General features: G+C 59.4%; 25 protein-coding genes and 2 pseudogenes. 21 read left to right on the forward strand and 6 right to left on the reverse strand.

The window, feature by feature from the left end:
- Nucleotides 1–2: 2 nt before the first annotated feature.
- The 9 genes and pseudogenes from AC1Z3V_RS06015 (at nucleotide 3) to arsH (ending at nucleotide 6,474) form a co-directional block, all read left to right on the forward strand.
- Nucleotides 3–938 carry an electron transfer flavoprotein subunit alpha/FixB family protein gene (locus tag AC1Z3V_RS06015; protein WP_483497812.1) on the forward strand — a complete coding sequence of 312 codons (936 nt, stop codon included), beginning with the start codon at nucleotides 3–5 and terminating at the stop codon, nucleotides 936–938.
- A gap of 43 nt (nucleotides 939–981) precedes the next feature.
- On the forward strand, nucleotides 982–1,866 hold the full coding sequence (gene purU, locus AC1Z3V_RS06020; RefSeq protein ID WP_483497813.1) for a formyltetrahydrofolate deformylase: 885 nt from the start codon (nucleotides 982–984) through the stop codon (nucleotides 1,864–1,866).
- Nucleotides 1,867–1,869: 3 nt separating this feature from the next.
- Nucleotides 1,870–2,630 (forward strand): annotated as a pseudogene (locus AC1Z3V_RS06025) (tetrahydrofolate dehydrogenase/cyclohydrolase catalytic domain-containing protein).
- A gap of 326 nt (nucleotides 2,631–2,956) precedes the next feature.
- Nucleotides 2,957–3,310 (forward strand): ArsR/SmtB family transcription factor, encoded by a 354-nt coding sequence (locus AC1Z3V_RS06030; protein WP_402326912.1) that lies wholly within the window; start codon nucleotides 2,957–2,959, stop codon nucleotides 3,308–3,310.
- On the forward strand, nucleotides 3,307–3,747 hold the full coding sequence (gene arsN2 / locus AC1Z3V_RS06035; RefSeq protein ID WP_483497814.1) for an arsenic resistance N-acetyltransferase ArsN2: 441 nt from the start codon (nucleotides 3,307–3,309) through the stop codon (nucleotides 3,745–3,747). The genes AC1Z3V_RS06030 and arsN2 overlap by 4 nt, the downstream gene beginning before the upstream one ends.
- Before the next feature lie 15 nt (nucleotides 3,748–3,762).
- A pseudogene (locus AC1Z3V_RS06040) lies at nucleotides 3,763–4,288 on the forward strand (arsenate reductase ArsC).
- Entirely contained in the window at nucleotides 4,288–5,346 is a 1,059-nt protein-coding gene (gene arsB, locus AC1Z3V_RS06045; RefSeq protein ID WP_483497815.1) for an ACR3 family arsenite efflux transporter, read from the forward strand. The pseudogene AC1Z3V_RS06040 and the gene arsB overlap by 1 nt, the downstream one beginning before the upstream one ends.
- A 2-nt stretch (nucleotides 5,347–5,348) precedes the next feature.
- Nucleotides 5,349–5,771 carry an arsenate reductase (glutaredoxin) gene (gene arsC / locus AC1Z3V_RS06050; RefSeq protein ID WP_483497816.1) on the forward strand — a complete coding sequence of 141 codons (423 nt, stop codon included), beginning with the start codon at nucleotides 5,349–5,351 and terminating at the stop codon, nucleotides 5,769–5,771.
- Nucleotides 5,746–6,474, forward strand: coding sequence for an arsenical resistance protein ArsH (arsH, locus tag AC1Z3V_RS06055; RefSeq protein ID WP_483499565.1), 729 nt, complete (start codon nucleotides 5,746–5,748; stop codon nucleotides 6,472–6,474). The genes arsC and arsH overlap by 26 nt, the downstream gene beginning before the upstream one ends.
- A gap of 109 nt (nucleotides 6,475–6,583) precedes the next feature.
- Here arsH and arsK read toward each other — a convergent pair whose 3' ends face one another.
- Both arsK and AC1Z3V_RS06065 read right to left on the reverse strand, forming a co-directional pair.
- A complete protein-coding gene (gene arsK, locus AC1Z3V_RS06060; RefSeq protein WP_483497818.1) occupies nucleotides 6,584–7,783 on the reverse strand; it encodes an arsenite efflux MFS transporter ArsK in 1,200 nt (399 codons plus the stop codon).
- A gap of 19 nt (nucleotides 7,784–7,802) precedes the next feature.
- A complete protein-coding gene (locus tag AC1Z3V_RS06065; RefSeq protein WP_483497819.1) occupies nucleotides 7,803–8,144 on the reverse strand; it encodes an ArsR/SmtB family transcription factor in 342 nt (113 codons plus the stop codon).
- 43 nt (nucleotides 8,145–8,187) lie between these two features.
- On the opposite strand from AC1Z3V_RS06065, the gene AC1Z3V_RS06070 reads away from it, so the two are divergent.
- Nucleotides 8,188–8,709 (forward strand): DUF6428 family protein, encoded by a 522-nt coding sequence (locus tag AC1Z3V_RS06070; RefSeq protein ID WP_483497820.1) that lies wholly within the window; start codon nucleotides 8,188–8,190, stop codon nucleotides 8,707–8,709.
- 142 nt (nucleotides 8,710–8,851) lie between these two features.
- On the opposite strand, the gene AC1Z3V_RS06075 is transcribed toward AC1Z3V_RS06070, so the two are convergent.
- The 3 genes from AC1Z3V_RS06075 to AC1Z3V_RS06085 all read right to left on the reverse strand — a co-directional run bounded on the left by AC1Z3V_RS06075 (nucleotide 8,852) and on the right by AC1Z3V_RS06085 (nucleotide 11,074).
- Complete coding sequence (locus AC1Z3V_RS06075; RefSeq protein WP_483497821.1) at nucleotides 8,852–9,151, reverse strand: HigA family addiction module antitoxin; 300 nt, start codon at nucleotides 9,149–9,151, stop codon at nucleotides 8,852–8,854.
- Between the two features lie 30 nt (nucleotides 9,152–9,181).
- Nucleotides 9,182–9,463 carry a type II toxin-antitoxin system RelE/ParE family toxin gene (locus AC1Z3V_RS06080; RefSeq protein WP_483497822.1) on the reverse strand — a complete coding sequence of 94 codons (282 nt, stop codon included), beginning with the start codon at nucleotides 9,461–9,463 and terminating at the stop codon, nucleotides 9,182–9,184.
- Nucleotides 9,464–10,015: 552 nt separating this feature from the next.
- Complete coding sequence (locus tag AC1Z3V_RS06085) at nucleotides 10,016–11,074, reverse strand: IS110 family RNA-guided transposase (RefSeq protein WP_483496593.1); 1,059 nt, start codon at nucleotides 11,072–11,074, stop codon at nucleotides 10,016–10,018.
- A 132-nt stretch (nucleotides 11,075–11,206) separates the two neighbouring features.
- Between AC1Z3V_RS06085 and AC1Z3V_RS06090 the strand changes: the two genes are divergently transcribed.
- The 11 genes from AC1Z3V_RS06090 (at nucleotide 11,207) to AC1Z3V_RS06140 (ending at nucleotide 22,970) form a co-directional block, all read left to right on the forward strand.
- Nucleotides 11,207–12,298 carry an IS5 family transposase gene (locus AC1Z3V_RS06090; RefSeq protein WP_483496592.1) on the forward strand — a complete coding sequence of 364 codons (1,092 nt, stop codon included), beginning with the start codon at nucleotides 11,207–11,209 and terminating at the stop codon, nucleotides 12,296–12,298.
- A 178-nt stretch (nucleotides 12,299–12,476) separates the two neighbouring features.
- Nucleotides 12,477–13,535, forward strand: a complete 1,059-nt coding sequence (locus tag AC1Z3V_RS06095) for an IS110 family RNA-guided transposase (RefSeq protein WP_483496593.1) — start codon at nucleotides 12,477–12,479, stop codon at nucleotides 13,533–13,535.
- Nucleotides 13,536–13,934: 399 nt separating this feature from the next.
- Nucleotides 13,935–14,780, forward strand: a complete 846-nt coding sequence (locus AC1Z3V_RS06100; protein WP_483497824.1) for an inositol monophosphatase family protein — start codon at nucleotides 13,935–13,937, stop codon at nucleotides 14,778–14,780.
- Nucleotides 14,781–14,918: 138 nt separating this feature from the next.
- Nucleotides 14,919–15,209 (forward strand): MurR/RpiR family transcriptional regulator, encoded by a 291-nt coding sequence (locus AC1Z3V_RS06105; protein ID WP_483497826.1) that lies wholly within the window; start codon nucleotides 14,919–14,921, stop codon nucleotides 15,207–15,209.
- A 22-nt stretch (nucleotides 15,210–15,231) separates the two neighbouring features.
- Complete coding sequence (locus AC1Z3V_RS06110; protein ID WP_483497827.1) at nucleotides 15,232–16,878, forward strand: Na/Pi cotransporter family protein; 1,647 nt, start codon at nucleotides 15,232–15,234, stop codon at nucleotides 16,876–16,878.
- A 408-nt stretch (nucleotides 16,879–17,286) separates the two neighbouring features.
- The gene (locus AC1Z3V_RS06115; protein ID WP_483497829.1) at nucleotides 17,287–18,366 is read left to right on the forward strand and encodes an ABC transporter ATP-binding protein; all 1,080 of its coding nucleotides are present in this window, start codon (nucleotides 17,287–17,289) and stop codon (nucleotides 18,364–18,366) included.
- 146 nt (nucleotides 18,367–18,512) lie between these two features.
- Nucleotides 18,513–19,646 (forward strand): ABC transporter substrate-binding protein, encoded by a 1,134-nt coding sequence (locus AC1Z3V_RS06120; protein WP_483497830.1) that lies wholly within the window; start codon nucleotides 18,513–18,515, stop codon nucleotides 19,644–19,646.
- A 97-nt stretch (nucleotides 19,647–19,743) separates the two neighbouring features.
- Nucleotides 19,744–20,565, forward strand: a complete 822-nt coding sequence (locus tag AC1Z3V_RS06125; RefSeq protein ID WP_483497831.1) for an ABC transporter permease — start codon at nucleotides 19,744–19,746, stop codon at nucleotides 20,563–20,565.
- Nucleotides 20,565–21,377, forward strand: coding sequence for an ABC transporter permease (locus AC1Z3V_RS06130; protein WP_483497833.1), 813 nt, complete (start codon nucleotides 20,565–20,567; stop codon nucleotides 21,375–21,377). Before AC1Z3V_RS06125 ends, AC1Z3V_RS06130 begins: the two co-directional genes overlap by 1 nt.
- Nucleotides 21,374–22,399, forward strand: a complete 1,026-nt coding sequence (locus tag AC1Z3V_RS06135; protein ID WP_483497834.1) for a LacI family DNA-binding transcriptional regulator — start codon at nucleotides 21,374–21,376, stop codon at nucleotides 22,397–22,399. The genes AC1Z3V_RS06130 and AC1Z3V_RS06135 overlap by 4 nt, the downstream gene beginning before the upstream one ends.
- 46 nt (nucleotides 22,400–22,445) lie before the next feature.
- Nucleotides 22,446–22,970, forward strand: a complete 525-nt coding sequence (locus tag AC1Z3V_RS06140; protein ID WP_483497835.1) for a haloacid dehalogenase — start codon at nucleotides 22,446–22,448, stop codon at nucleotides 22,968–22,970.
- Nucleotides 22,971–23,179: 209 nt separating this feature from the next.
- Here AC1Z3V_RS06140 and AC1Z3V_RS06145 read toward each other — a convergent pair whose 3' ends face one another.
- A complete protein-coding gene (locus AC1Z3V_RS06145) occupies nucleotides 23,180–25,366 on the reverse strand; it encodes a putative bifunctional diguanylate cyclase/phosphodiesterase (protein WP_483497836.1) in 2,187 nt (728 codons plus the stop codon).
- Between the last annotated feature and the right edge of the window lie 42 nt (nucleotides 25,367–25,408).

Genomic DNA, 25,408 nt, shown 5'->3' on the forward strand with positions numbered 1-25,408 from the left:
ACATGGCAATTCTTCTACTGGCTGACCACGACAGCAACCACCTTTCCGATCAGACCGCCAAGGCGCTGACCGCGGCAAAACTCATCGAGCCGGCAGTTCATGTGCTAGTCGCAGGCTCTGGCGTTGGTGCCGTGGCGGCTGAGGCGGCCAAACTTCTTGGCGTTGCCAAGGTGCTCGTTGCCGACGACGCTTCGCTTGCCAACAACCTTGCCGAGCCGCTGGCCGCTCTCATCGTCTCGCTCGCCGGCAGCTACGACACGATCGTCGCTGCCGCCACCTCGGTCGGCAAGAACGTGCTGCCGCGCGTCGCAGCCCTGCTCGACGTCGCCCAGGTCTCGGAAATCATCGAGGTCGTCTCGGCTGACACCTTCAAGCGTCCGGTCTATGCCGGCAACGCCATCCAGACGGTGCAGACGACGGAAGCCAAGCGCGTCATCACCGTGCGCACCGCATCTTTCTCCCCGGCCTCCTCCGACGGCCCACCTGCTGCCATCGAGCAGATCTCGATGGCAGCCCTTTCTTCGGAGCTTTCGACCTTTGTGTCGAACGCCCTCTCATCGTCCGATCGCCCGGAACTGACGTCGGCCAAGATCATCATCTCCGGTGGTCGTGCGCTCGGTTCCTCGGAGAAGTTCCAGGAAGTCATCCTGCCGGTTGCCGACAAGCTCGGTGCTGCCGTCGGTGCAAGCCGCGCCGCCGTCGACGCCGGTTACGCCCCGAACGACTGGCAGGTCGGCCAGACCGGCAAGGTGGTCGCCCCCGATCTCTACATCGCCTGCGGCATCTCCGGTGCTATTCAGCACCTCGCCGGCATGAAGGACTCGAAGGTCATCGTCGCGATCAACAAGGACGAAGAGGCACCGATCTTCCAGGTCACCGACTACGGTCTGGTTGCCGATCTCTTCGACGCACTGCCCGAGTTGCAGAAGGCGCTCTAAACACCGTTAAGCACCCGCGAATAGAAATATCCCGAGGAAAGTCATGCCCTCATACGTACTGACCATCAGCTGTAAGTCCACGCGAGGAATCGTCGCCGCTGTGACAGGGTACCTAGCGGAGATTGGCTGTAACATTATCGACAGTTCGCAGTTCGACGACCTGCAGACAGGTCTCTTCTTTATGCGCCTCACGTTTCTGTCAGAAACGGGGGCGGATCGCGCCTCGATCACCGAGGGGTTTGCGCCGGTCGCAAAGAAATTTGCCATGACGTATCGCTTCAACGATAGCGAAGAGCGCATGAAGGTGTTGCTCATGGTGTCGCGTTTCGGCCACTGCCTCAACGACCTGCTTTATCGCTGGAAAATCGGCGCGCTGCCGATCGACATTGTCGGCGTCGTCTCCAACCACTTCGATTACCAGAAGGTGGTGGTCAACCACGATATACCGTTTCACCATGTCAAGGTGACGAAGGAAAACAAGCCGCAAGCAGAAGCCAAATTGATGGACGTGGTCGAGCAGTCCGGCGCCGAATTGATCGTGCTCGCCCGCTATATGCAAGTCCTCTCCGATGCGGTCTGCAAAAAGATGTCAGGCCGCATCATAAACATCCATCACTCGTTCCTTCCGTCGTTCAAAGGCGCCAACCCCTACAAGCAGGCTTATGAGCGCGGTGTGAAGCTGATCGGCGCGACGGCGCATTACGTCACCGAGGACCTCGACGAGGGCCCGATTATCGAGCAGGATGTCGCCCGTATCACGCACGCGCAATCGGCCGATGACTATGTCTCAATCGGCCGGGACGTCGAGAGCCAGGTTCTCGCGCGAGCAGTACATGCGCACATCCATAACCGCGTCTTCATGAACGGCAACAAGACCATTGTTTTCGCCCCGAGCCCAGACTCCTACAAATCCGAGCGCATGGGCTGAGTGATGACCGCTACAAAGATCGATGGGAAACAAGTCGCCGCTTCGGTGATCGAGACTGTGAAAGCCGCGACCAAGGCGCTTGAGGCCGATGCCGGAGTTCGCGCGGGTCTCGCGGTGGTCATCGTCGGCGACGATGGCCAAGGAGTGTGGTTTCCTGTCGATCCAGCACACGCTGCCGGAGGCGACCACCCAGGAGGAGCTTGCCGCACTCGTTGCAAAGCTCAACACCGATCCCTCCATCCACGGCATCCTCGTGCAGCTGCCGCTGCCGAAGCATCTGAATTCCGAGCCGATCATCCAGTCGATCCTGCCGGAAAAGGACGTCGATGGCCTTCACGTGGTCAACGCCGGCAAGCTTGCGACCGGCGACCTCGAAGGTGGTCTCGTCTCCTGCACGCCCGCCGGCGCCATGGTCTTCGTTCGCCAAACCCACGGCGATGACCTCTCCGGCCTGAACGCCGTCGTCATCGGCCGTTCGAACCTTTTCGGCAAGCCGATGTCGGCGCTGCTTCTTGCTGCGAACGCGACCGTGACGACGGCCCATTCGCGCACCAGGGATCTGGCCGCCGTCTGCCGCAATGCGGATATCCTCGTTGCCGCCGTCGGTCGCCCCGAGATGGTCAAGGCCGATTGGGTAAAGCCGGGCGCGACGGTCATCGACGCCGGTCCCAGGCGGTGTCGGCCCGATGACTATCGCCATGCTAATGGCTAATACCGTCATCGCCGCGCATCGCAAGGCCGGCCGCAAGCTGCCGGGCTTCTGACCCCGCCTCTCTCCGAAATGAGTAGCAGTCTCGAATAACAACGCACCAAATGTAGGGGTATCATGCGAGGGCCACACACAGCTTGATGCGAAGATATTCGCTTCGTGGGCGAGAGAAATTGCAGAATCTATCTTTGGAAAAGCGGCGGCGCGCCTCTCGCCCTTGATGGGATAGCTGCAAACAAAGGTGGTGCTTGGACGCATTCCAAGGGTTCGTGGATGCATTCGGCTCGCCGCGCGCCGCGATATCCAGAATGCGACCACAACTGATTTACGACACAACGGCGGACCTATTGACAAGCTTAATATATCTATTAGTCTGGATATATGGATAACTCAACCGCAATCGCGGCTCTTGCCGCACTCGCCCAGTCTACCAGGCTCGAGACGTTTCGGCTTCTCGTCCGGCAAGAACCCGATGGCGTACCCGCCGGCGAACTCGCCCGCCTTCTCGATGTCCCGCAGAACACCATGTCCGCGCACCTGGCGACCCTGTCGCGTGCGGGCCTGGTGTCGAGTGAACGGCAGAGCCGTTCGATCATCTATCGGGCTGACCTTCAGGGGCTGCGCGACCTGACTCTCTTCTTGTTGAAGGACTGCTGCGGCGGCTCGACCGAACTCTGCGCGCCGTTAATCGCCGAACTCACGCCTTGCTGCGCACCCGAGGTGAAGCCGTCATGAGCGACATCCGATTGGACCCAATCCCGGGAAGCGATCCGGAATTGAAACTGGCGCTGTCCGCTTCCGGTCTTCCAACCGAGGACCTCGAAGACACAGGGCGTTCGTTTTTCAGGGCGGTTTCCTCCGATGGCTGCACAGTTAGCTATGCTGGCATCGAGGCGTGCGGCGACGACGTGCTCCTCAGGTCGATGGTCATCTTGCCCGAACATCGCGGCAAGGCACTTGGCAAATCGCTGACCAGGGAAACACTGAAGGCCGTCAATGTCAGCTCGGCAGTCTTCCTGGCGACGACCTCCGCCGCACCGTTCTTCGAAAGCCTTGGCTTCGCTGTGATCGAGCGCGCAGATGTGCCGCCCGCCGTTCTCGCGACCCGTCAGCTGTCGGGCATCTGCCCGGCATCGGCAACGATCATGAAATTCAACAGACCTCCGACCTAAACACGGAAAACGACCATGACCGACAAGACCTACAACGTGCTCTTCTTGTGTACGGGCAATTCCGCACGTTCTATTCTCGCAGAATCCATTCTCAAAGGAAGGCGGCGGGCGCTTCAGGGCATTCTCAGCGGGCAGCCAGCCCAAGGGCGAAGTCAATCCGCATGCCCTGAAGGAACTGGACGCGCTCGGCTATCCCGCGACTGGCTTCTCGTCGAAGAGCTGGGACGTCTTTGCCGAACGTGGTGCACCCCAAATGGATTTCATTTTCACCGTCTGTGATAGCGCGCATGGCGAAGCCTGCCCGGTATGGATCGGTCATCCGATGACGGCGCATTGGGGTGTCGAGGACCCGGCTGCGGTCGTTGGTTCCGACACCGAAATCCAGCGGGCCTTCGCGACGGCGGCCCGTTTCCTCAAGAACCGCATCACGGCCTTCGTCAGTCTTCCACTGGCATCGATCGACCGCCTGTCGCTCGAAACCAAGCTCAGCCAGATCGGTGCGATGGACGGCTCGACGGGAACTCAGGGAAAGACGGCCTGATGTCTACGTTTGAACGCTACCTGACCATTTGGGTCTTCCTCTGCATCGTCGTAGGCGTCGCCCTCGGCCATCTGATGCCCGGTGTTTTCCAGGTCATTGGTGCGGCGGAGGTCGCGAAGGTGAACTTGCCCGTCGCCATCGTGATCTGGCTGATGATCATCCCGATGCTCATCAAGATCGACTTCCGCTCGCTGGCGCAGGTCAGCACGTACTGGCGTGGCATTGGCGTGACCCTGTTCATCAACTGGACCGTCAAGCCGTTCTCCATGGCGCTGCTCGGATGGCTGTTCGTGGGCTGGCTGTTCCGTCCTTATCTGCCGGCCGACCAGATCGACTCCTACATCGCAGGTCTGATCATCCTTGCGGCTGCGCCCTGTACCGCGATGGTCTTCGTCTGGAGCAACCTGACGCGCGGTGAGCCGCTGTTCACGCTGTCTCAGGTGGCGCTCAACGATGCGATCATGGTCGTCGCCTTTGCACCGATCGTCGGATTGCTGCTCGGACTCTCGGCCATCACCGTACCGTGGGACACGCTCGTCCTGTCGGTCGTCCTCTATATCGTCGTCCCCGTCATCATCGCCCAGGTTCTGAGAGGGCGGCTGACCGCCGACGACACGACGAAGGCGCTGGACGCCATGATGGCGAAGCTGCAGCCGCTTTCGCTTGTCGCCCTGCTCGCGACGCTCGTTCTTCTGTTCGGCTTCCAGGGCGAGCAGATTATAGCGCAGCCGACGATCATTGCGCTGCTAGCCGTCCCCATCCTGATCCAAGTCTATTTCAACTCGGGGCTGGCCTATCTCCTGAACCGTATGTCGGGGGAACGCCATTGCGTTGCCGGGCCTTCGGCACTGATCGGGGCCAGCAACTTCTTCGAACTCGCTGTTGCCGCGGCCATCAGCCTATTCGGCTTCCAGTCAGGAGCTGCGCTGGTGACCGTCGTCGGCGTGCTCATCGAAGTTCCCGTGATGCTCACGGTCGTCTGGGCCGTGAACCGCACCAAAGGCTGGTACGAGGCCGCGCCCGCCGTCTCCCGGAACACCATTACTGAAAGGACATGACAATGAACGTCACCATCTATCATAACCCCGCCTGCGGCACGTCCCGCAACACTCTGGAGATGATCCGCGCCGCCGGGATCGAGCCGACCGTGATCGAGTATCTCAAGACGCCGCCGTCGCGAGACGAGCTGGCCAGGATGATCTCCGATGCTGGGCTGACCGTTCGCCAGGCGATCCGCGAGAAAGGCACGCCTTATGCGGAATTGGGTCTCGACGACCCTAAGCTCACGGATGATCAGTTGCTCGACGCCGTGCTGAAGGACCCAATCCTCATCAACCGACCGTTCGTCGTCACGCCACTCGGAACGCGGCTGGCGCGGCCCTCCGAGGCCGTGCTCGACATCCTACCGGATGCCTTCAAGGGAGCGTTCTTCAAGGAAGACGGTGAGCAGGTCCTCGATCAGGAGGGAAAGCGCATTGTCTGAGACGTTTCCCGCCTTGCAGGAGCGGCATCTTCGCCACCCTGACCTCGACGCGTTGCGTCCGACGTTTTCGACGCATAAGCCCCGCATCCTGATCCTCTACGGTTCGCTGCGGGAGGTGTCGTACAGCCGACTGCTGGCGCATGAAGCCAGACGACTTCTCGAACGCTTGGGATGCGAGGTTCGGATGTTCGATCCGATGGGGCTGCCGCTTCCCGACGAAGCTCCGGTCAGCCATCCGAAAGTGCAGGAGCTGCGCGAACTGTCGCAATGGTCGGAAGGCCAGGTCTGGGTCAGCCCTGAGCGCCACGGCGCGATGACGGGCATCATGAAGGCTCAGATTGACTGGATTCCGCTGTCGCTCGGATCGATCCGGCCAACGCAGGGAAAGACGCTGGCGATCATGGAAGTCTCCGGTGGCAGCCAATCGTTTAACGCTTTGAACCAGATGCGCGTGCTCGGTCGCTGGATGCGGATGATCACGATCCCGAACCAGTCATCCGTCGCAAAGGCTTACCAGGAGTTCGACGCCGACGGCAGGATGAAGCCATCTTCCTACTACGACCGGGTCGTAGACGTCTGCGAGGAGCTGGTGAAGTTCACGCTGCTGACACGAGACGCCTCGGCTCATCTAACGGACCGCTACAGCGAGCGGAAGGAGCACTCGGTCGAACTGGAGAAGCGCGTGCACCTCAAGTCGATCTAAGGCGAAATGCTGTCAGCCGTGCCGCCAGAGGTTCACGGCTGACAGCAACAAGATCATTGCGAGCAGGGGAATGGCTGCGATCCCTGGGCATATGTTCGTTCTTCCGTCATCAGGTAACGCTGTGGCTACGCACCGATGAAGCGACGGCGACGAATGCCAGGATTCCGAGCGTACCCAGGGCAGCGATGACGAAAAGGGAAATGGTGGTCCCTACGTGGTTCATCGCAGCCGCGAACGCAAACGGGGCGGCCGCGCCAGTCGCCAGTCTTGCCGCCGCCATCTTGCCCGTGATCGCGCCGTAGCCAGCGGACCCGAAGAGATAGAGCGGCAGGCTGCCCTGAGCGATGCTGTTGATCCCCGACCCAAGCCCAAGGCAGATAGCGAAGGCCACCGCACCAGGCAGCCAATCACCAGACACCCCGAGTATCACCGCCCCGGCGACCATCAGCGCCGCGGAGACAATCGCAAGCGCCGGCGGCGACAGTCTCTTCCCGAAAACCATGTTGATCAGACGGCTCATAACCTGTGCTGGACCGAACAAGGAGCCGATCACGACCGCCGCACTGCCAAGTCCGATCGCGCCGAGCATTGGCACCATGTGGGCAAGGATCGCGGCGAGAGTGAAGCCCGTCAGCGAAAAGGCGCATGAGACCAGCAACATACCGCGGCGGCGTGCCTGCGGCTCGAGAGCGCCAACCACGACCTGGCGGGTTCTCGTCTCGCCCGTCTTCGATCCCACCCTTCCGGCACGCATGATCCAGTAGTGCAGGGGCATGCAGACGAGAAGGTTCAGGGCGGCGAACAACAGATAGATTTCCCGCCAGGACAGGTATCCGGTCAATGTCGCGGCGATCGGCCAGAAGATGGTAGAGGCAAAGCCGCCGATGAGCGTGAGGTAGGTGATGCTGCGGGACGCCGTACGAGGTTCGCTTTCGACCAGCGTGGCGAAGGCTGCTTGGTACTGGACCATGCCGGAGGACACCTCGAGCAGGACAATCGCAAGGACGAAGAGCGATACGGACGGCGACCACGCACACAGCGCCAGGGTGAACGCCGCAAGGGCCGACCCTAGCGTCATCACCGTCGCCGCACCGATCTTGTCCATGTGCCTGCCGATGAACGGAGCAGACAGGCCGCCGATGAACAGGGAGACCGAGAAGACGGCGAAGACCCATTCCAGGCTGATGCCGAGGTCTTTGGCCATTCCAGGCGCGAGGATGCTGAAGGAATAGTAGAGAGTGCCGTAGCCGATTATCTGCGTGACACCGAGGGCGGAGACAATTCCCGCTGGAACCTTGGTCGTATGCAATGAGGTATTCCTTGACGGCCTATGCTTCGCTCGGGCAGCAACCAGTGGATCGCTCGACCGAGCCACGGATGCCTAGATGTCCCGCGCAGCAGTCTTCCATCAGGAATGTCACCAGCTCGGCGAGGGTGTCATAGCTTGCGGTGTAGACAATCGAGCGCGACTCCCGACGCTGGGAGATCAGACCGGAGCGCTCGAGTTCCTTGAGGTGGAACGAGACATTCGATGGAGAGACGCCCATGCGCTCGGCAATCGCGCCTGCGGCCAGACCTTCAGGGCCGGCGACCACCAGGGTCCTCACGATGGAGAGCCGGGTCTCCTGTGAAAGCGCGGCGAAAGAAGAGAGGGCTTGACGGTCATCCATATTTCAATAATCCTTGAATAATTGAAATAGAGGATAGCCGCAAATGATCGCGATCGACAATAGCCAATCCGACAAAACCGATATCTCGCTCGGGGAGTTGCTGGGTAGAGCCGCCGAGACACCGGACCTGCCGTTGGTGTTCCTGTATGACGGGAGGCCCGTGAAGCCCGGCTATCACGTGACCGAGGTCAAGGCGGGTCAGTTCTCCGCGCTTGATTGCGGGGCGAACCCGGAAGCCTGGTCGGAAATCTTCGTGCAGCTGTGGGATGTCGAGGAGGGCGATCGAACCCATATGACCGCGGGGAAGTTCTCGGCCATCGTCCGCAAGGTTTCCGAACACGTCCGTCTCGACGGTTCCGCCAAGCTGACCTTTGAAGTCAGCGATGGCGTCCGCCCGATACAGTTGTTCAGTGCCAACGACCCTGTTTCGAAAAACGGCGCCCTGGAGGTTGCGCTAACGCCGCGCCCCGCCAGTTGCAAGCCGCGGGACCGTTGGTTGGTTGGGTCGGCGTCAGTGGAAAAGCGGTGCTGCGGGCCTTCTGCCACCGGGGCATGTTGCACTTGATGGCCTGAGTTTGCTTTCGAGCCGAAGGGCCCCGTACTTGACGAACGCGATCCACGGCCAGTTGCCCGAATGTTCATGGTATGTGCGTCCAAGATCGCATAATGTATCGTCTGGAAGGCGCCGTACCGAGGTTGGTGCCGCCTTATGCCGCTCTATCGATTTCCGGGATCAATTCCAGTTCGCGATGAAGCGCTACTTCCTCTGTTTTGAGGTTGAAGCTGGTCTGCATGTTCATCCAAAATTCCGGTGTCGTGCGGAAGTACTTGGCGAGTCGTAGGGCAGTATCCGTCGTTATCGGTGTTTGCTCCGCCGCTATACGTTCGATGCGGGTGCGAGGAACATTGAGCTTTTTCGCCAGTGCACCGGCACTCATGTTCAGGGGGAGCAGATACTCCTCGCGGAGGATTTCGCCCGGGTGGACCGGCGGAAGAATATGGGTCATCTCAAGCTCCCTGTCTGCCGTGCTTGGCCTTCAATGGTAGTCAACTATTTCAACGTCTTCGACACCGGCATCAGTCCATACGAAGCATATGCGCCACTGATCATTGATCCGGATCGAATGTTGGCCTTCTCTATTCCCCTTAAGGGCTTCTAATCGATTGCCCGGAGGAGAACGCAAGTCCTCAAGAGCTGCAGCGCTGTTTAGGATTGTTAATTTCCGGACGGCCGACCTCACGATGTCCGAAGGAAAGCCTTTTGGTGTTTTGCCGCGGGCAACGGCTTCGGTCTTGGCGTCCTTAAATGACCTGATCACGTCCTGCTCTTCATGTTTGTATCATACGGTGATACTGGAGAAAGTCAATTGGTACGTATCATATCGCGATACGGATTCGCAATTGCGATCCTGTTTACGCACCGGAAGGTGGCCAATCCACGGTTCGATCAAGGCGAGATGACCTCGGGGGAGCCGACCGCCAGGCTGTGCGCTATCGACTTGCTGAAGCGACTGCTACACTCCGCCCACCCGATGAAAGATGCCAAGCGACCTGAAGCGGAAGCCCTACGTGCCTAAGGGGGCCTCGGGTCCACGCGCGGGGTTTTGTTTACGGTTTGTGCGTCTATTCCAATTGGAGGCCTTCTGTAATTGGTCAACGGTTTCTCCGTTCCTGTGTACTCGTCGTCTGCGGGTTTCACGCTTCTGTTCGGGGTCGGCGCGATGGACGCCCCACTCTGGGCGGTTCGAATGGTGAGATTGAATGCTGCAAGCTCGAAAGCGTGATCGGCAATGTCACGAGGACTCCAACGCAGTCATTCAGGCCCACACGCTCTCCGCATTCTCACGACGAGACGTGATGGACGATCTCGGTCAGGCGTTCATGGTGATCGGCCTTTCCATCGAGAATTCGGTTCCGTCGCACCACATGCGATGCAGCACCACGGCAAGCCGGCGTGCCAACGCGACCTTTGCCTTTCGGGCTCCGCGGCGACGGGCGATGGCGAGCGCCCAGGACTTCAGCCAGTTGTCCGCCCTGCAGCGGGTCATCATGACATTGGCCGCCTCGTAGAGCATCGCCCGCACCATCGCGTCACCGCATTTGGTGATGCGTCCGAGTTGCTCCGTTTCACCGGAAGCATGCACGCGCGGCGTCAAGCCGAAGACGGCAGCAACCAGCCGCGACCTATCGAAGCGCCAAGGAGCGTCGATCCCGGTGCGGAAGGTGAGCGCCGTCACCGGTCCGACCCCCGGCACAGTCATCAACAGACGGCAAACCGCGTCCTTCTTCACAATGTCGAGCACCATCTTGTCGATCCTCGCCAGGGTGCGCAGGCCATCTTCATAGGCGACAAGCAGCGGCTCGGTCATCGCCAGCAGGACGGCATCGTCAACGGCCTCACGAACCCGGCGTGCATAGAGCGTGTTCTTGCCGCCGCCGGTTCGGATACCGAACGCCTTCAGCGTGCCGCGCACGGTGTTGATGAGATCCCTGTTGCGGCGGACCATCGATTGCCGATGCCGGAGCAGCAGCCGGATACGCTGGCTATAATCAGTCTTCACATGCGTCGCCTTGAACAAGCCGGTCCGCATGGCTTGGGCGATCAAGCGGGCGTCACGGCGATCCGTCTTGACCGGCGAGGCTTTGGCGAACGCCTTCATCTGGCGAACCTCGATGCAGAACACGGGCAGGCCATGGTCCACCAGGCCACTGTAGAGCCACGGCGCCAATGGCCCGGCTTCGAGCCCAACACGCTGGATTGGCCCGGCCAGTTCGGCAAGGCAGGCGCTGATGTCATCAGGGTGGCTGACAACGCTACGCTCCATGACGACCCGGCCATCTTCATCCAAAACGCAAACGGCCGTCTGTTCCAACGACACGTCCAATCCGACAGAGTAATGCACGGCGGCTTCTCCTTTCGCCTCTCTCATCAGTGAGCGATCCTATCGCTCAACAAGGAGCTCCGTCGCCTCGCAAAGCCAGATTATCCCAGCTCTAAAAACCTCCCCTTCAGCCTGTTTTCGTGATTCAATCCGGCTTGCGTGATTTGCAGGGAACGGATGATGCGTGGGCAGCCGGGTTTTTGGGATTTGAACGAGCGTTACGAGCGCCTGAGTGCCGTCGGCGACCCTCTGGAGAAGCTCAACAGCATCATTCCCTGGGGTGTGTTTGAGAAGCCGTTGGCCAAGGCGCTGAAGCGCTCCGACGGATCGAAGGGTGGACGTCCACCGTTTCCGGCGGTGCTGATGTTCAAGATCCTGGTGCTGCAGGCGCTCTACAATCTCTCTGACGACCAGGCCGAGTTCGTCATCCAGGACCGGTTGTCGTTCATGCGGTTTCTCGGGCTCGGCCTTTCCGACAAGGTTCCGGATGCCAAGACGATCTGGCTGTTCCGCGAAAGCCTGGTACGAGCCGGTGCCATCGATAATCTGTTTGCCCGTTTCGACAAACATCTCTCACGGTCCGGCTACCTGGCCAAAGGCGGCCAGATCGTCGATGCAACGATCATCCAGGCGCCCAGGCAGCACAACAGCCAGGACGAGAAAGAGGCGATCAAGGCGGGCGAGATCCCGGACGAGTGGAAGGACAAGCCCGCCAAGCTTGCCCAGAAGGATCGAGACGCCCGTTGGACGGTGAAGTATTCCAAGGCGAAGCAGCCGACGGAAACGCCGACTTCAGCCGCGACCAAGCAGCACGACATCGCCATTCCGATGTTCGGTTACAAAAACCATGCCGGCATCGACCGGGCGCATGGGTTCATCCGGGGATGGACGGTGACGAGCGCGGCCGCCCATGACGGCGCTCAACTCAGAAACGTCGTCGCCAAGGACAACACCGCCTCGACCGTCTGGGCCGACAGTGCCTACCGCTCGAAGACCAACGAGGAGTGGCTGAAGGACAATGGCCTGAAGTCGGACATTCATCAGCGAAAGCCAAAGGGCAAGCCAATGCCGGACACGATGTCGCGGGCAAACGGACGACGATCAAAGATCAGGTCCGCCGTCGAGCATGTCTTCGCCCGGCAAAAGGACCAGATGAAACTCTTCATCCGCACGATCGGCATCAGCAGGGCGACGGTGAAGATCGGTATGGCCAATATCGCCTACAACATGCTGCGATACGTCTTCCACGAAGGACGCCGTGCCGCCGCGTGACGCTGGCCGCCCCGAAAGGGGCGATGACACCACGAGATCCAGCCCGAAATCGGAGGCAAATGCCGCCAACAGCCATCAGGCCGCGCCGCCGATCACCAATTCAGCGGTAATTCGAGCTGGGATAATCTGGCTTTGCGAGGCGACGGAGCTCCTTGTTGAGCGATAGGATCGCTCACTGATGAGAGAGGCGAAAGGAGAAGCCGCCGTGCATTACTCTGTCGGATTGGACGTGTCGTTGGAACAGACGGCCGTTTGCGTTTTGGATGAAGATGGCCGGGTCGTCATGGAGCGTAGCGTTGTCAGCCACCCTGATGACATCAGCGCCTGCCTTGCCGAACTGGCCGGGCCAATCCAGCGTGTTGGGCTCGAAGCCGGGCCATTGGCGCCGTGGCTCTACAGTGGCCTGGTGGACCATGGCCTGCCCGTGTTCTGCATCGAGGTTCGCCAGATGAAGGCGTTCGCCAAAGCCTCGCCGGTCAAGACGGATCGCCGTGACGCCCGCTTGATCGCCCAAGCCATGCGGACCGGCTTGTTCAAGGCGACGCATGTGAAGACTGATTATAGCCAGCGTATCCGGCTGCTGCTCCGGCATCGGCAATCGATGGTCCGCCGCAACAGGGATCTCATCAACACCGTGCGCGGCACGCTGAAGGCGTTCGGTATCCGAACCGGCGGCGGCAAGAACACGCTCTATGCACGCCGGGTTCGTGAGGCCGTTGACGATGCCGTCCTGCTGGCGATGACCGAGCCGCTGCTTGTCGCCTATGAAGATGGCCTGCGCACCCTGGCGAGGATCGACAAGATGGTGCTCGACATTGTGAAGAAGGACGCGGTTTGCCGTCTGTTGATGACTGTGCCGGGGGTCGGACCGGTGACGGCGCTCACCTTCCGCACCGGGATCGACGCTCCTTGGCGCTTCGATAGGTCGCGGCTGGTTGCTGCCGTCTTCGGCTTGACGCCGCGCGTGCATGCTTCCGGTGAAACGGAGCAACTCGGACGCATCACCAAATGCGGTGACGCGATGGTGCGGGCGATGCTCTACGAGGCGGCCAATGTCATGATGACCCGCTGCAGGGCGGACAACTGGCTGAAGTCCTGGGCGCTCGCCATCGCCCGTCGCCGCGGAGCCCGAAAGGCAAAGGTCGCGTTGGCACGCCGGCTTGCCGTGGTGCTGCATCGCATGTGGTGCGACGGAACCGAATTCTCGATGGAAAGGCCGATCACCATGAACGCCTGACCGAGATCGTCCATCACGTCTCGTCGTGAGAATGCGGAGAGCGTGTGGGCCTGAATGACTGCGTTGGAGTCCTCGTGACATTGCCGATCACGCTTTCGAGCTTGCAGCATTCAATCTCACCATTCGAACCGCCCAGAGTGGGGCGTCCATCGCGCCGACCCCGAACAGAAGCGTGAAACCCGCAGACGACGAGTACACAGGAACGGAGAAACCGTTGACCAATTACAGAAGGTCTCCAATTGTATTCACGGGAACCCGGCCGAATCCGCCGAACAAAGGCGTTGATTTCGGGAATGCCAAGGGAGTTGCGCGCGGCGCCCCACGGCACTCGTCCAAGCTTGACATTCTTTGCACAGCTGTGCAGTCTAGGGCGACCAAATTGATGAGAGAGAATATCCGATGCACTTGAGTTCTAGCAGTCTCGAAACGAGGGCAGCTTTTTGCCGCGACCTTATTCTTGCGGCCGGCAAGGTGGTGATGGAAGGTTTCGGATCCTCTCGACAACTGGAAATGAAAGGTCCCCAGGACTATCTCACGGAGACGGATGCTCAATGTGAAGCGTACATTCGAAGCCAACTGGCCGCAGCCTATCCTGAGGATGCCTTCTTCGGCGAAGAGACCGGTGGTCAGGCAGGCGATAATGTCTGGGTAGTGGATCCGATCGATGGGACCGCCAATTTTGCTCGTAATATTCCGCACTTCTGCATCTCAGTCGCCTTCGTCTCCTGCGGGAAAACCGAAATAGGGGCGATCTACAATCCAGCGCTCGATGAACTGTACCTTGCGCGCCGTGGCATGGGAGCGACTCTCAATGGCCGGCCTATCCACGCAGCACAAACGCTCTTACCGCAAGCGGCTTCGATCGAACTCGGTTGGTCGGGACGTATCCCAAATATCGCCTACATGAGGGTGTTGGGTGCCGTGCTTGATAGCGGCTTTAATGCTCGCCGGGCTGGTTCGGGGGCGCTCGGGCTGGCATACGTCGCAGATGGGCGGAGCGACGGATACGCCGAGATTCACATGAACAGCTGGGATTGTCTGGCCGGCCTGCTGCTGGTCGAGGAGGCTGGCGGCCATGTATGCCCCTTTCTCCACTTGGGCACGCTCGAAGCTGGGGGGCCCGTCCTCGCGGCGGCTCCGCGAATTTCGTCTGTGCTCAGCCGGGCAACCGAAATCCCGCTTGGCGGGCTTGAGGACGGTTCTCGCGACGGCGCGCGCGCAGAGGTTTGGGGATCAGCCCTGTAAAAAAACTTTGGCTGATCGTGCACGGCTGTGCATAGCGTAAGGGAGGTGGCGATCATGTCTGATAAAATCCGTAAAATTCAAACAGCCGGTGGGGAGACACCCTCCCTTGGCGCGGCCGCGAATGAGGAGGACGCACAGATGCATCAATTCTCCGTTCAGGGTACCCCTATCGCGCCCCCGGCGACCTTCATCGGACTGCGGGAGTCCTGTCGCCTCGCCGCATGGCGGTTGAAGGGCGGGCGGCTGGAGGTTGCGAAGTTCGTGCTTGCCCACCCTTTTGATGTCGCCTTTGCGAGTGCACGCGAAGTGGCGACACGCAGCGGTGTCTCGACGACGACGGTGATGCGCCTCGTCAACGATCTCGGCTTCGAAAGCTATGCTGCCTTTCAGCAGTTGTTCCGGGCGGAATTGCTGCGGGGCCGGCAGTAGGGCTGCTCAAGGGGAGGGAACCGTGGAATCGGCGATCGTCAGCATCAATCTCTTCGGCGCCGTGGCTCTGCTCCTCTTCGGTCTCGGCCAGGTGCGCGAGGGCATGGAGCGCGCCTTCGGCGCACGGCTGAAGGCTGGCCTTGCGGCCGGAACGAGCGACGGCTTTCGCGCCTTCTTCACCGGCCTTGTCGCGACCGTTGCGCTGCAGAGTTCGACCGCGACGGCCCTGATGGTGGCATCATTCGTCGAGCGCGACCTCATCCTGCCACGCATGGCGCAAGTGGTATTGCTTGGCGCCAATGTCGGAACGGCAATGACTTCCTGGATCGTCGCATTGGGCCTGGGATGGCTTTCGCCGCTTTTGCTGATTTGCGGTGTAGTCGTCGGGCGCGGAGGCTCGAATGCCCGCAAGGGGGCAGGTGCCGCGCTCGTCGGCGTTGGGCTGATGTTGCTGTCGTTGCATCTGATCGGCGCGGCGACCGAACCGCTTCGAACGTCGGTGGCACTTTCTGCCTTCCTCGCACTGCTTGATAATGCCTGGCCGGTTGCGTTGGTGATCTCTGCGGCCCTTGCTGTCCTTGCCTCGTCCAGCCTCGCTATCGTGGTGTTGATCCTGTCGCTTACCGCGTCCGGCCAGCTTTCGACCGGGCTACTCATCGTACTTGTTCTTGGCGCAAACCTCGGTGGGGCCGTGCCGCCGGTTCTTGCAACTCTCAATGCGGCGCCCAGCGCCCGGCGTGTCGCGCTTGGAAATTTGATCGTCCGGGCACTCGGTTGCCTTCTGGCACTGCCGCTGGCCGGCTACTCCGCCCAATTGGTCGAGCTATTGCCCCTGTCGCATGACAAGCTGCCGGTCGACGCGCATCTCGGTTTCAATCTCGCGTTGGCGGTCCTGGCTGCCCCTTTTGCCCGGCCGCTTTCTCGTCTCACCGCGCGGCTTCTGCCGGATTTGGCGAAAGCCGAGGACGGCCCGTCGTTTCTGGAGCAAGGCGATCTGCAAACGCCGGTTGCGGCCCTTGCCGGAGCCAGCCGGGAGGTCCTCAGCGTCGGTGACATGATCGAGCGCATGCTCGTTCAGGCAAACGACGCCTTACTACAGACGGACCTTTCCAAGCTCTCGACGATCAGCACCCTTGAAGGGCGGGTCGATCGTGTGCAGCACGAAATCAAGGTCTACGTTTCGCGTGTCGGCCAGTTCGATATCGACGACCAGCATCGCCGGCGTGCGACCGATATCGTCGACTATGCCATCAATCTCGAGCACATCGGCGACATCATCGAAAAGGGTCTGCTGGCTGAACTTGCAAAGAAGATCACCCGGGGCCTGACGTTTTCCCGCGATGGCCACGAAGAGCTCTCGCGGCTGTTCGCGATCACGATCGACAATCTGCGCATGGCGCAGGCGGTGTTTGCCACGCGCGACAACACCATGGCGCGGCGCCTTGTCGAGGCGAAAGAGGACGTTCGCCGGCTGGAGCGCCAATCGGCCGAACAGCATCTGCAGCGGTTGCGCGACGGACGCGCGGACAGCGTCGAGACCAGTTCGCTTCATCTCGACATGCTGCGTGATCTGAAGCGCATCAATGCGCATATCGCCTCTGTTGCCCACCCGATCCTCGATCAGAGCGGACTGTTGCTCGAGAGCCGCATCCGGCAGGCGGCTTCCTAAACGCTCACCGCCGGGCGACCATCGCGATGGCGCACAGACGATGGATCGGATTTGCACGGCTGTGCACTTACGACGATAATAGGTCGCAGAACTCATATCCTGTCGTTTGCCACCGATGAGCGGCGTCAAGGGGTTCCAAATACACTGCTGGCTTCGGTCAATAGTGGCGTGCGCTCTTTGGCGTGGGACGAGGCTTGTGGCGCAAACGTCGGCCTTTGATGGCGGTTTCATCGATTTTCTGCTGTCTGAAAGTGCTTGTGAGGGAGCACTTGATCCTTCAGAAAAACTGCCCGAGTTATTTTCGAAGTATTGTGCGGCGACGACATTTTTTCACTTGCATACTTAGTCAAGCGGTGCCTATATGTGATTGCACGGCTGTGCAAAAAGCGCTTGACCTAGGAGGAGGCTATGGGCGGATTTCTGGAGATTAATGAAACCCGTGTTCGATATGGCGAAGTAGAGGTCCTGAAAGGGATCAATCTTTCTGTTGCCAAGGGCGAATTCGTTGCGCTTCTCGGTTCGTCGGGGTGCGGGAAGACGACTCTTTTGCGTACAATCGCCGGGTTCAATACGCCAGCGGCAGGCGCGATTAAAGTCGGCGGCCGCGACGTCACTCGCCAGCCACCGGATAAAAGGGGCATGGCCTTGGTATTCCAATCATACGCCTTGTGGCCGCACATGACGGTGGACCAAAATATTGGCTATGGTCTCAAGCTCAGGCGGACTCCGCCTCAGGCTGCCGCTGCGCGTGTCGGCGAAATGAAAGCACTGCTCGGACTAGAAGCGCTTGGCCAGCGTAAGCCAGGAGCGCTCTCGGGCGGTCAGCGTCAGCGCGTCGCTCTCGGTCGGGCACTGGCAATCAATCCTGAAATTCTGCTGCTCGACGAGCCGCTTTCAAATCTCGATGCGCGCATCCGGCTGACCGTTCGGCACGAAATCAGCGCATTGCAACGCCGCCTCGGGATTACAGCGGTCCACGTCACTCACGATCGAGAGGAGGCTATGGTGATGGCTGACAGGATCGTAATCATGAACGGAGGAGAGATAGCGCAGGCCGGAACGCCCCAGGAAGTCTATAATCGTCCTTCGTCCGACTTCGTCGCGGCCTTCATGGGCGCTGAAAATATCATCGACCTTGATGTTCATGTGAGTGGCGAGCGGATCGACGTGGCCGAAAGTGGGCACAATGGTCGAGCGTCTCTTTCGGCCAAAGGCCGTACGATTTCCAGTGGGCGCGCGATCGCGAGGTTTCGCAGCGAGGCCATTAGCCTTACCGCGGCAGACGGTACGGAGCTAATGGCAACCACCGGCGAATTGTTGCTGAAAGGCATCGTCGAGCAATCGAGCTATCCAGGCGGCGTATGGCGGCATGTCATTTTGCTCGGTACGAGCAAAGTCATCGTCGACGCGGAACGCCAATTCGAAATCGGGAGCCCCGTGCATGTGCGGGTTCCGGAAGAGGCGCTGTTCTTGTTCGCAAGACATTAGCGGCAAGGCGTGCGTGCGTAGGCGGGAGGCCTTCGCGACACGGGAGTGACGGGGCCGATTTGCCCCGTTTGGGAGAAGCGATCGTCGTGTCCAGCGTGTTGATCGCCACGGGACTGGAACAGACATCACACATGGGAGGTTTCAAAATGAAAGCGTTTCTTAGTGCAACGGCCATCCTTGCCGCGACCACCTCGCCGCTGATGGCGGCGGAGCTGACAGTGATCACTGCTGGCGATCAGAACATGGTCGACTATATCAACGAATATCTCGGCCCGCTATTTGAGGCGCAAAACCCCGGGAATACGGTACGCGCCGTTGGGACCGGACCGGGAGATGCGGGTTCACAGAAGATCCTGGAACGATTCGAAGCTCAGTCCAAAGCGGGCACGGCAACCTGGGACGCCGACGTCGCGGTGGTCCACGAAAAGTTCGCCGGCCCGATGGTCGAACAGGGTTTTCTGGAGAAGTACCGAGACAAGATTGCCAGCGGCGTCCTCGTAACCCGCGGCAATGCCAAAATGGCCCTCGGTGCGAACGTCGACGGTTTCGTGATGCCGATGTTTAATAGCCAGACCGCGCTCGCCTACAACCCAACTCTCGTTGCCAATCCTCCGAAAAGCTATGAACAACTGGTGACATGGGCCAAGGAGAACCCCAAGCAGTTCGGCTATAACGGCATCAAGGGCGGTGCCTCCGGCGTCAGCTTCGTTATGGGTTGGCTCTACGCGTTTGGCGGCGATGCCGACAAGCTGATCAATGGTCCTTTTGACGAAGCCGAAGCATCAAAGTGGAGCGACGCCTTTGCCAAACTCAAAGACTTCTCAACCAATGCAACTCTGACGCCTGGCAATGCCGGAACCCTCGATATGCTGAGCCGAGGGGAGATCGCTATCGGTCCGGTCTGGGTTGACATGTTCTATTCCTGGAAGGCCAACGGTCAACTGCCCCCCGAAATGAAGCTTGTCCTTCCGTCCCCAGGTATGCCCGGGCAACCGATGCACTACGTAATCCCCGCCAAGAGTCCCAACAAGGAACTCGCCGAAAAGTTCGTCGACCTTGCAACCAGCCCGAAGGTCCAGGCCGAGGGGATCGTAAAGCGCTTCAACTGGTATCCGGGCATCGACGCCAAGCATGTCGAAGCCGAACTCGACAGGGAAACATGGGCGAAGCTGTTCACGGACATTTCGCCCGAGGACCTCGCCGCCAATGGCAAGGCGTTTCCGATTGCATCGTACAACAAGGCGATCCTAGAGGCCTATGAGCGGCAGGTCGGCAACTGACCGATTGGGCGTCGCGGCGACCGGTCGCGACGCCTCTCGCCTCATCCCATCGGTGTCTTTCTTATGGGGCACTGCGAATCCGAAATCGGGTGACTACATGCCGATCCCTATCATTGGTCTTCTTCTCGTCGCGCCGACGCTTGCCGTCGTGCTGTTGCTGTTCATCGTGCCGCTCTTCAGTTCGATCACCGGTGCGTTCGATGTCGCAGGCAGCTTCGGATCGGGCAATTTCGTCAAGGCATTTGAACTTTATAGCAGTGACGTGCTGTTTACCCTCGTCATTGTTGCACTCTCGTCCGCGCTCATTGGCGTCCTTTCGATTGGAATCGGCGGGTACTTGACGCTCGGCGCGAACCCGCGCGCAGTGACTATCCTCCGCTGGCTCTATCGATGGCCGCTCTTCGTTCCGTTCATCGTTGTCGGTCAGGTGCTGCGGACATTTCTTGCCAAGAACGGCTTGATGAACAGCATGCTGGTTGAAACAGGGGTTCTCACCGCCTCACAGACAATGAGTTTTCTCGATTGGCGCGGCATCGTGATCGCCTTCGTGTGGAAACAGACCCCCTTCGTGACCTTGCTGCTTGCCGGTGCAATGGCTTCACTTGACCGGTCCACCATCGAATCCGCACGTAACCTCGGTGCAGGCCGGCTTCGAATACTCATCGAGATAATCCTCCCTCAGGTCATGCCAACCTTGATGGTGGGGCTCATCCTCAGCTTCGTGACAATGATGTCGGTGCTTTCGGTGCCAATGATGATCAATGCACAGTCACCGACCATGATCACAGCGAATATGGCTTTCCGCATCAATGCCTACGGCGACTACGGAGCGGCCAATGCGCTCGGCGTGATTTCCTTGCTGATTACCAGTGCAGTCGCCTGGATTTATCTTAGACAAACAATGAAGGAGCACCGCTAATGGAGCGCCGCTTCGATCTCTACTGGATACCACGTGGCCTCGGCCTTGGATTGCTGGCATTCGCAATCTTCGGTCCGCTGACAAACCTCTTGCTTTGGGCGGTGGCTGAGCGATGGTATTTTCCGCATGCATTGCCGCTGCAATACGGCTTTTCCTACTGGGTGAGTGTCTTTTCGCCTAGGGGTAATGCGACAACGTCGCTGATCATGAGCGTTATCATTGCGTCGTTGACGGTCGTCGTGTCGATCGGTCTTGCCATCCCGGCTGGGTATGCGCTTGCACGGCTTCGGTTGCCGTTTCGGGGGCTCATTTTGCTGATCTTGTTGATCCCGCAAGCCTTTCCGAACTTGCCGGTCTACGTCAACATTGCCCGTATCTTCTATCAGATCGGATTGAACGGAACGGTGCTTGGTGTGGTCCTGGTCCACGTCACGCACGGGCTTGTCTATGCCGTTTGGATCGCCACGGCTGCCTTCTCGGCCATAGACAGAGAGCTGGAGGAGGCCGCTCGGTCTATAGGAGCGTCAGCTTTGAGAGGATTTTTTGATGTGACGCTTCGGATCGCGGCGCCCGGTTTGCTCGCCAGCGCTATCTTCGTGTTCCTGGAATCGCTCGACGAATTTACAGGCACCTATTTTGTTGGAGCACCGGATATTTCGACTTTGCCGCTTTTGCTCTATACGGCAGGCTCCGGTGGCAATTACCAGATAGCGTCGATCACCGCCCTTATCTTGCTCGTGCCATCGATCGCGTTCATGTTCGTGGTAGAGCGGTTCCTCCGCGCGGACGTATTGTCGAAAGTAGGCCGATGAACGATGGAACGAACGGTGCGGAAGACGATGGTCTTCCGCGCTATATCAGCGCACACGAAGTCGCGGAAAGAGCGGGTGTCTCCCGCTCTGCAGTATCGCGAACATTCACAGACGGAGCAAGCGTTTCGAAGGCTACCCGCGAAAAGGTAATGAAAGCGGCCAAGGAACTTGGCTACCATGTCAATGATCTTGCACGTGGTTTGCTCGCCAATCGAAGCCAGCTGGTTGGTATGATCGCTTCCGACCCCGAGACACCGTTTCGGACCCTGCAAATTTCTGCATTGTCGCGTCAACTGGTAGAGCGAGGACGTGTACCGGTCCTTATCCCGACCGATACTTCGGAGGCGGCTTCGCAGGCGTCGCATGCAACGCTGCTGCGCTATCGGGCGGAGGCTACAATTGTTCTGTCTGGCATGCCATCGAAGGCTTTCATCGATCTCGCACAGCGAAATGGGCAGACGCTGATCGCCGTGGGGCGTAATGAAGAAGGGGTTGATCACGTACACATCAACAACGCTCAGGCAGCGAAAACGGCGGTTCAGGTCTTTGCGGCACGTGGCATGCGCCGCATCGGCCTTGCTACGTCACATGTAGGCAGCCCAAACCTGGTAGAGCGAGAGCAAGCTTACATTCAGCGCGCTCGCGAACTCGGGATAGAGGTCCTGGTCGAGCGTTCCGAGCGCACTGATTATGACGGAGGCTATCTCGCGGCCTCGTCGCTGCTGGCGCGCGCGACAGAAGGTGTTTTCTGCATCAACGATTTGATGGCTTTTGGTTTCATTGACTATGCCCGAAATGTCGGCATCTCGATTCCGAATGATGTCTCGGTCATCGGTTTTGACGACGTGCCGGAGGCGCGCTGGGGAGCGTATCGATTGACCACCTTCCAACAGGATGCCGACAGATTGGCATCAGAGATCATTCGCGTGCTTGAGGCGCGTTTGAATGATCCGGCCGCGCCATCAATTGTGAGACAGCTCGATCTGCCGCTAATTTTCCGTAACACCGTCAAGCCACTCTGAGGCGCTCCATCCGAGAGTTCGCGCCTCGTTTCAGGAATATACCTGCATGTCCGCCTACCATTCCATCTGGCTGATGCCAGCCGAAGACGACCTTCAGTATTTCCGCGATATCGTAAACCGTCTCGGTGCACATTTCGGGACGGAGGTGTTTTGCCCTCATCTGACACTGGTGGAGGACATGCGGCGACCAAGTATGGATCTTTCCGAACTGGTCAGGGAATTGGTCTCCGGCCGCCCAGCCTTAGCGTGCCCGATCGAAAAGATCGTCGGAACGACGTTGTTCTATCGGTCGCTCTATGCCGCGTTTCCCAACCGAGCCGATCTAATTTCACTTAAGCGGCGTGCCATCGACTTGTTTCGCAACGGAGACATCGAAAGCTTTCAGCCCCATGTTTCCCTTGCCTATGGCGCTCCTTCAGGAGACGAGAAGAATACGACGATTGCCGCACTTTCGCGCGAAATGAGCGGTCGTCCTATCACATTCGACTCTGTGGCAGTGGCAGCTTCAGCGCAAAGCATTCCGATTTCGGAGTGGCAGATCATCTCGCGGCATGATCTGACGCGTGTCTGAAGGTATGGTGGAACGCGACCCGTAAAGACGTTGGCGACCAACTTCATCTGCCAACTTGCTAACGGTTTCACCGCCCTCCATGCGCTAGAGAAGCTCCAGTTTTTAGTGCTCATCAACAATTCTTTACCGTCCGGCATCCTCGGATTACGCATCATGTCTGAGCAGGCCGTTCAACGGTCTCCGAACCAGGCCGTCATCCTCCAGTTCGGCTACGCGGCTGACTGGCCGTCACTGCGATCATGATCGCTGCTGAAATAAGCCTCCGTCATCTGCTCGGCGCTGATTGGTCTGCTAAACAGATATCCCTGCAAGGCGTCGCAACCAGATAGCCTGAGAGCGTTGGCCTGCGCTTCGGTTTCGATCCCTTCTGCGGTGACGGGAATATCAAGTGCATTGGCGAGAGCGATCGTTGCGTGCAGAACCGCACCCGCGTTCTGGTCGTGGTCGAGGGCTACGATCAGCGAGCGATCCACCTTCATCCGGTCGAAACCGAACTGGCGCAGCGTCCCAATGCTCGCGTATCCCGATCCAAAATCGTCGAGAGCAATTTTGATACCCGCAGCTTTCAGGCCATCGATGGCACGGCGGGCCTGATCCGGGTTGGAGATCAACACCCCTTCCGTGAGTTCGATGCTCAGGCGGCCGGGCTCGAACCTGGCCGCTTCCAAAGCATCCGTTACTTGTTTCACGAACTTGGGGTTCTTGAGCTGAAGCGGCGAAACGTTGACCGCCAAACCAATGTCGGGCCAAGAGGACGCCGCTTGGAGAGACTTCTGCAGTACCTGCAGGCCGAGCAGGTCGATAAGACCCGACCGCTCTGCCAACGGGATGAAGATATCGGGACTGATCCTGTCTCCACGGTCCGTGTTCCAGCGGGCCAACGCTTCCACGCCGCAAATTGCGCCCGATTTCGCATCGACAAGGGGCTGAAACGAAACGTCGATGCCGCCTGTCGCCAAAGTGGTCCGCAATTGTGCTTCGAGGTCGGCCTGTCTATTGGTGTCGTCGTCGAAACTGTCCTCGAACTCCACGGTCACACCACGGCCGAGATCCTTCGCCCGATAGAGAGCGATGTCGGCGCGGCGTATAAGCTCGTCCGTCTCAATCTCACCGCGTGGCGAGGTTGCCACGCCAACGCTGGCGCCGATCTCGATCGTTCGGCCGCCGATCTCAAATACCCTTGCCAGGGCAGCCTGTATTCGGTGGCCAACATCGGAGGTGGAGACGACGAGCGGGTTTTCCAGGGTGACAACCGCGAACTCATCGCCGCCCAATCGGGAAATGATCGCGTTTTTCGGGAGGGCGTCGGTCAAACGGTGCGCAACCGCGATGATGAGTTCGTCGCCGACATTGTGCCCCCACGCATCGTTAACTGCCTTGAAACCATCGAGATCGATGAAGTGAAGCCTGACAGCCGTTGCATCGAGGTTAACCGCCGCCGAAGCAGTGGCAATACTCTCGAGCAAGCCCGCGCGGTTCAACAAGCCGGTGAGTGCGTCGTGCAGCGACCTGTAGCGTGAACGGCTTTCGCTCGCTTTCAGGCTGCGGACGGTAACGGCTCCGGCGGCGGCGATTCCGCACAGGAAAAGCACAAGAATGGTGCCTGCTGTCCGCAAATCGCCTTCAACCATTGCGTAGCTCTTCGTTCCCGGTGCTTCCGGAGGCCAGGTGAACACAGCCACTTTGTTGCCCATGACGTCTGTGAGTGTCGCCTCCAATCTTCCCGGTATTGGATATGCGTCGAGGCTGAGGCCGGCAATGCTGAAGCTGTCCGATATCTCGGCGACGACCTGGGGTGTGATGTGCTTGGCAAACACGAGAACGTAAAAGTCGTCGGGCTTCAGCAAAGGGTCGCGCTCAAACGGTTGGATGGCGGCCGCTCCGATCAAGGCAGTGCCGGCGGATGAATGAACGAAGTGCACAGGAACAGGATCAGACGGGCCAACTCGTCTTGCTGCTTGCAAGAGAGCATCGAAACTGTCGAAGAATCGTGCGGGCGGGACACCCATCGATATTCCGTTGCGATAAGCAATAACGGGCCGGTCGTGGCTGTCGACGACGATCGCGGTGTCGTAAAGCGGATAGTCAGCGCTTGTGGAACCCCAGTTCTCGATGGTCCACTCCACGCGCGTTTCCGAGTTGACCTGTTCGAACGCGTCGTCCCAATAGGCGTTATCGCGGACCGTCGCGCCGAGCTGTTGGCGAAGGGACTGCAATGCTGCGGAAGCAGCGCGCCTCGCACGCCTGTCATCAATCGCGTCGGCTGTAGTCGTAAGCTTGTTGATTGACCCCGCGACCAGACCTGCCAATACCGCGGCGACGACGATAAAAACTGTTGCCACAGCAACGACAGATAGCTGTCTGCGGCGATCCTCCGAGATGACGAACTTCTGCACCGACTGTAACCCTCGCCCATGAAACTTCAGCATGTTCCAAAG

It is taken from the genome of Ensifer sp. 38_S197, from assembly GCF_056924495.1.

Bases quoted from the DNA above. Each gene is read 5' to 3' on its own strand.
- arsN2 (WP_483497814.1), top strand. From the start codon at position 3,307: ATGAGCGACATCCGATTGGACCCAATCCCGGGAAGCGATCCGGAATTG.
- purU (WP_483497813.1), top strand. From the start codon at position 982: ATGCCCTCATACGTACTGACCATCAGCTGTAAGTCCACGCGAGGAATC.
- arsB (WP_483497815.1), top strand. From the start codon at position 4,288: ATGTCTACGTTTGAACGCTACCTGACCATTTGGGTCTTCCTCTGCATC.
- AC1Z3V_RS06130 (WP_483497833.1), top strand. From the start codon at position 20,565: ATGGAGCGCCGCTTCGATCTCTACTGGATACCACGTGGCCTCGGCCTT.
- AC1Z3V_RS06090 (WP_483496592.1), top strand. From the start codon at position 11,207: ATGCGTGGGCAGCCGGGTTTTTGGGATTTGAACGAGCGTTACGAGCGC.
- AC1Z3V_RS06070 (WP_483497820.1), top strand. From the start codon at position 8,188: ATGATCGCGATCGACAATAGCCAATCCGACAAAACCGATATCTCGCTC.
- AC1Z3V_RS06015 (WP_483497812.1), top strand. From the start codon at position 3: ATGGCAATTCTTCTACTGGCTGACCACGACAGCAACCACCTTTCCGAT.
- AC1Z3V_RS06115 (WP_483497829.1), top strand. From the start codon at position 17,287: ATGGGCGGATTTCTGGAGATTAATGAAACCCGTGTTCGATATGGCGAA.
- AC1Z3V_RS06065 (WP_483497819.1), bottom strand. From the start codon at position 8,144: ATGGATGACCGTCAAGCCCTCTCTTCTTTCGCCGCGCTTTCACAGGAG.
- AC1Z3V_RS06125 (WP_483497831.1), top strand. From the start codon at position 19,744: ATGCCGATCCCTATCATTGGTCTTCTTCTCGTCGCGCCGACGCTTGCC.
- AC1Z3V_RS06030 (WP_402326912.1), top strand. From the start codon at position 2,957: ATGGATAACTCAACCGCAATCGCGGCTCTTGCCGCACTCGCCCAGTCT.
- AC1Z3V_RS06140 (WP_483497835.1), top strand. From the start codon at position 22,446: ATGTCCGCCTACCATTCCATCTGGCTGATGCCAGCCGAAGACGACCTT.
- arsC (WP_483497816.1), top strand. From the start codon at position 5,349: ATGAACGTCACCATCTATCATAACCCCGCCTGCGGCACGTCCCGCAAC.
- AC1Z3V_RS06075 (WP_483497821.1), bottom strand. From the start codon at position 9,151: ATGACCCATATTCTTCCGCCGGTCCACCCGGGCGAAATCCTCCGCGAG.
- AC1Z3V_RS06095 (WP_483496593.1), top strand. From the start codon at position 12,477: ATGAGAGAGGCGAAAGGAGAAGCCGCCGTGCATTACTCTGTCGGATTG.
- AC1Z3V_RS06120 (WP_483497830.1), top strand. From the start codon at position 18,513: ATGAAAGCGTTTCTTAGTGCAACGGCCATCCTTGCCGCGACCACCTCG.
- AC1Z3V_RS06085 (WP_483496593.1), bottom strand. From the start codon at position 11,074: ATGAGAGAGGCGAAAGGAGAAGCCGCCGTGCATTACTCTGTCGGATTG.
- AC1Z3V_RS06135 (WP_483497834.1), top strand. From the start codon at position 21,374: ATGAACGATGGAACGAACGGTGCGGAAGACGATGGTCTTCCGCGCTAT.
- AC1Z3V_RS06105 (WP_483497826.1), top strand. From the start codon at position 14,919: ATGCATCAATTCTCCGTTCAGGGTACCCCTATCGCGCCCCCGGCGACC.
- AC1Z3V_RS06100 (WP_483497824.1), top strand. From the start codon at position 13,935: ATGCACTTGAGTTCTAGCAGTCTCGAAACGAGGGCAGCTTTTTGCCGC.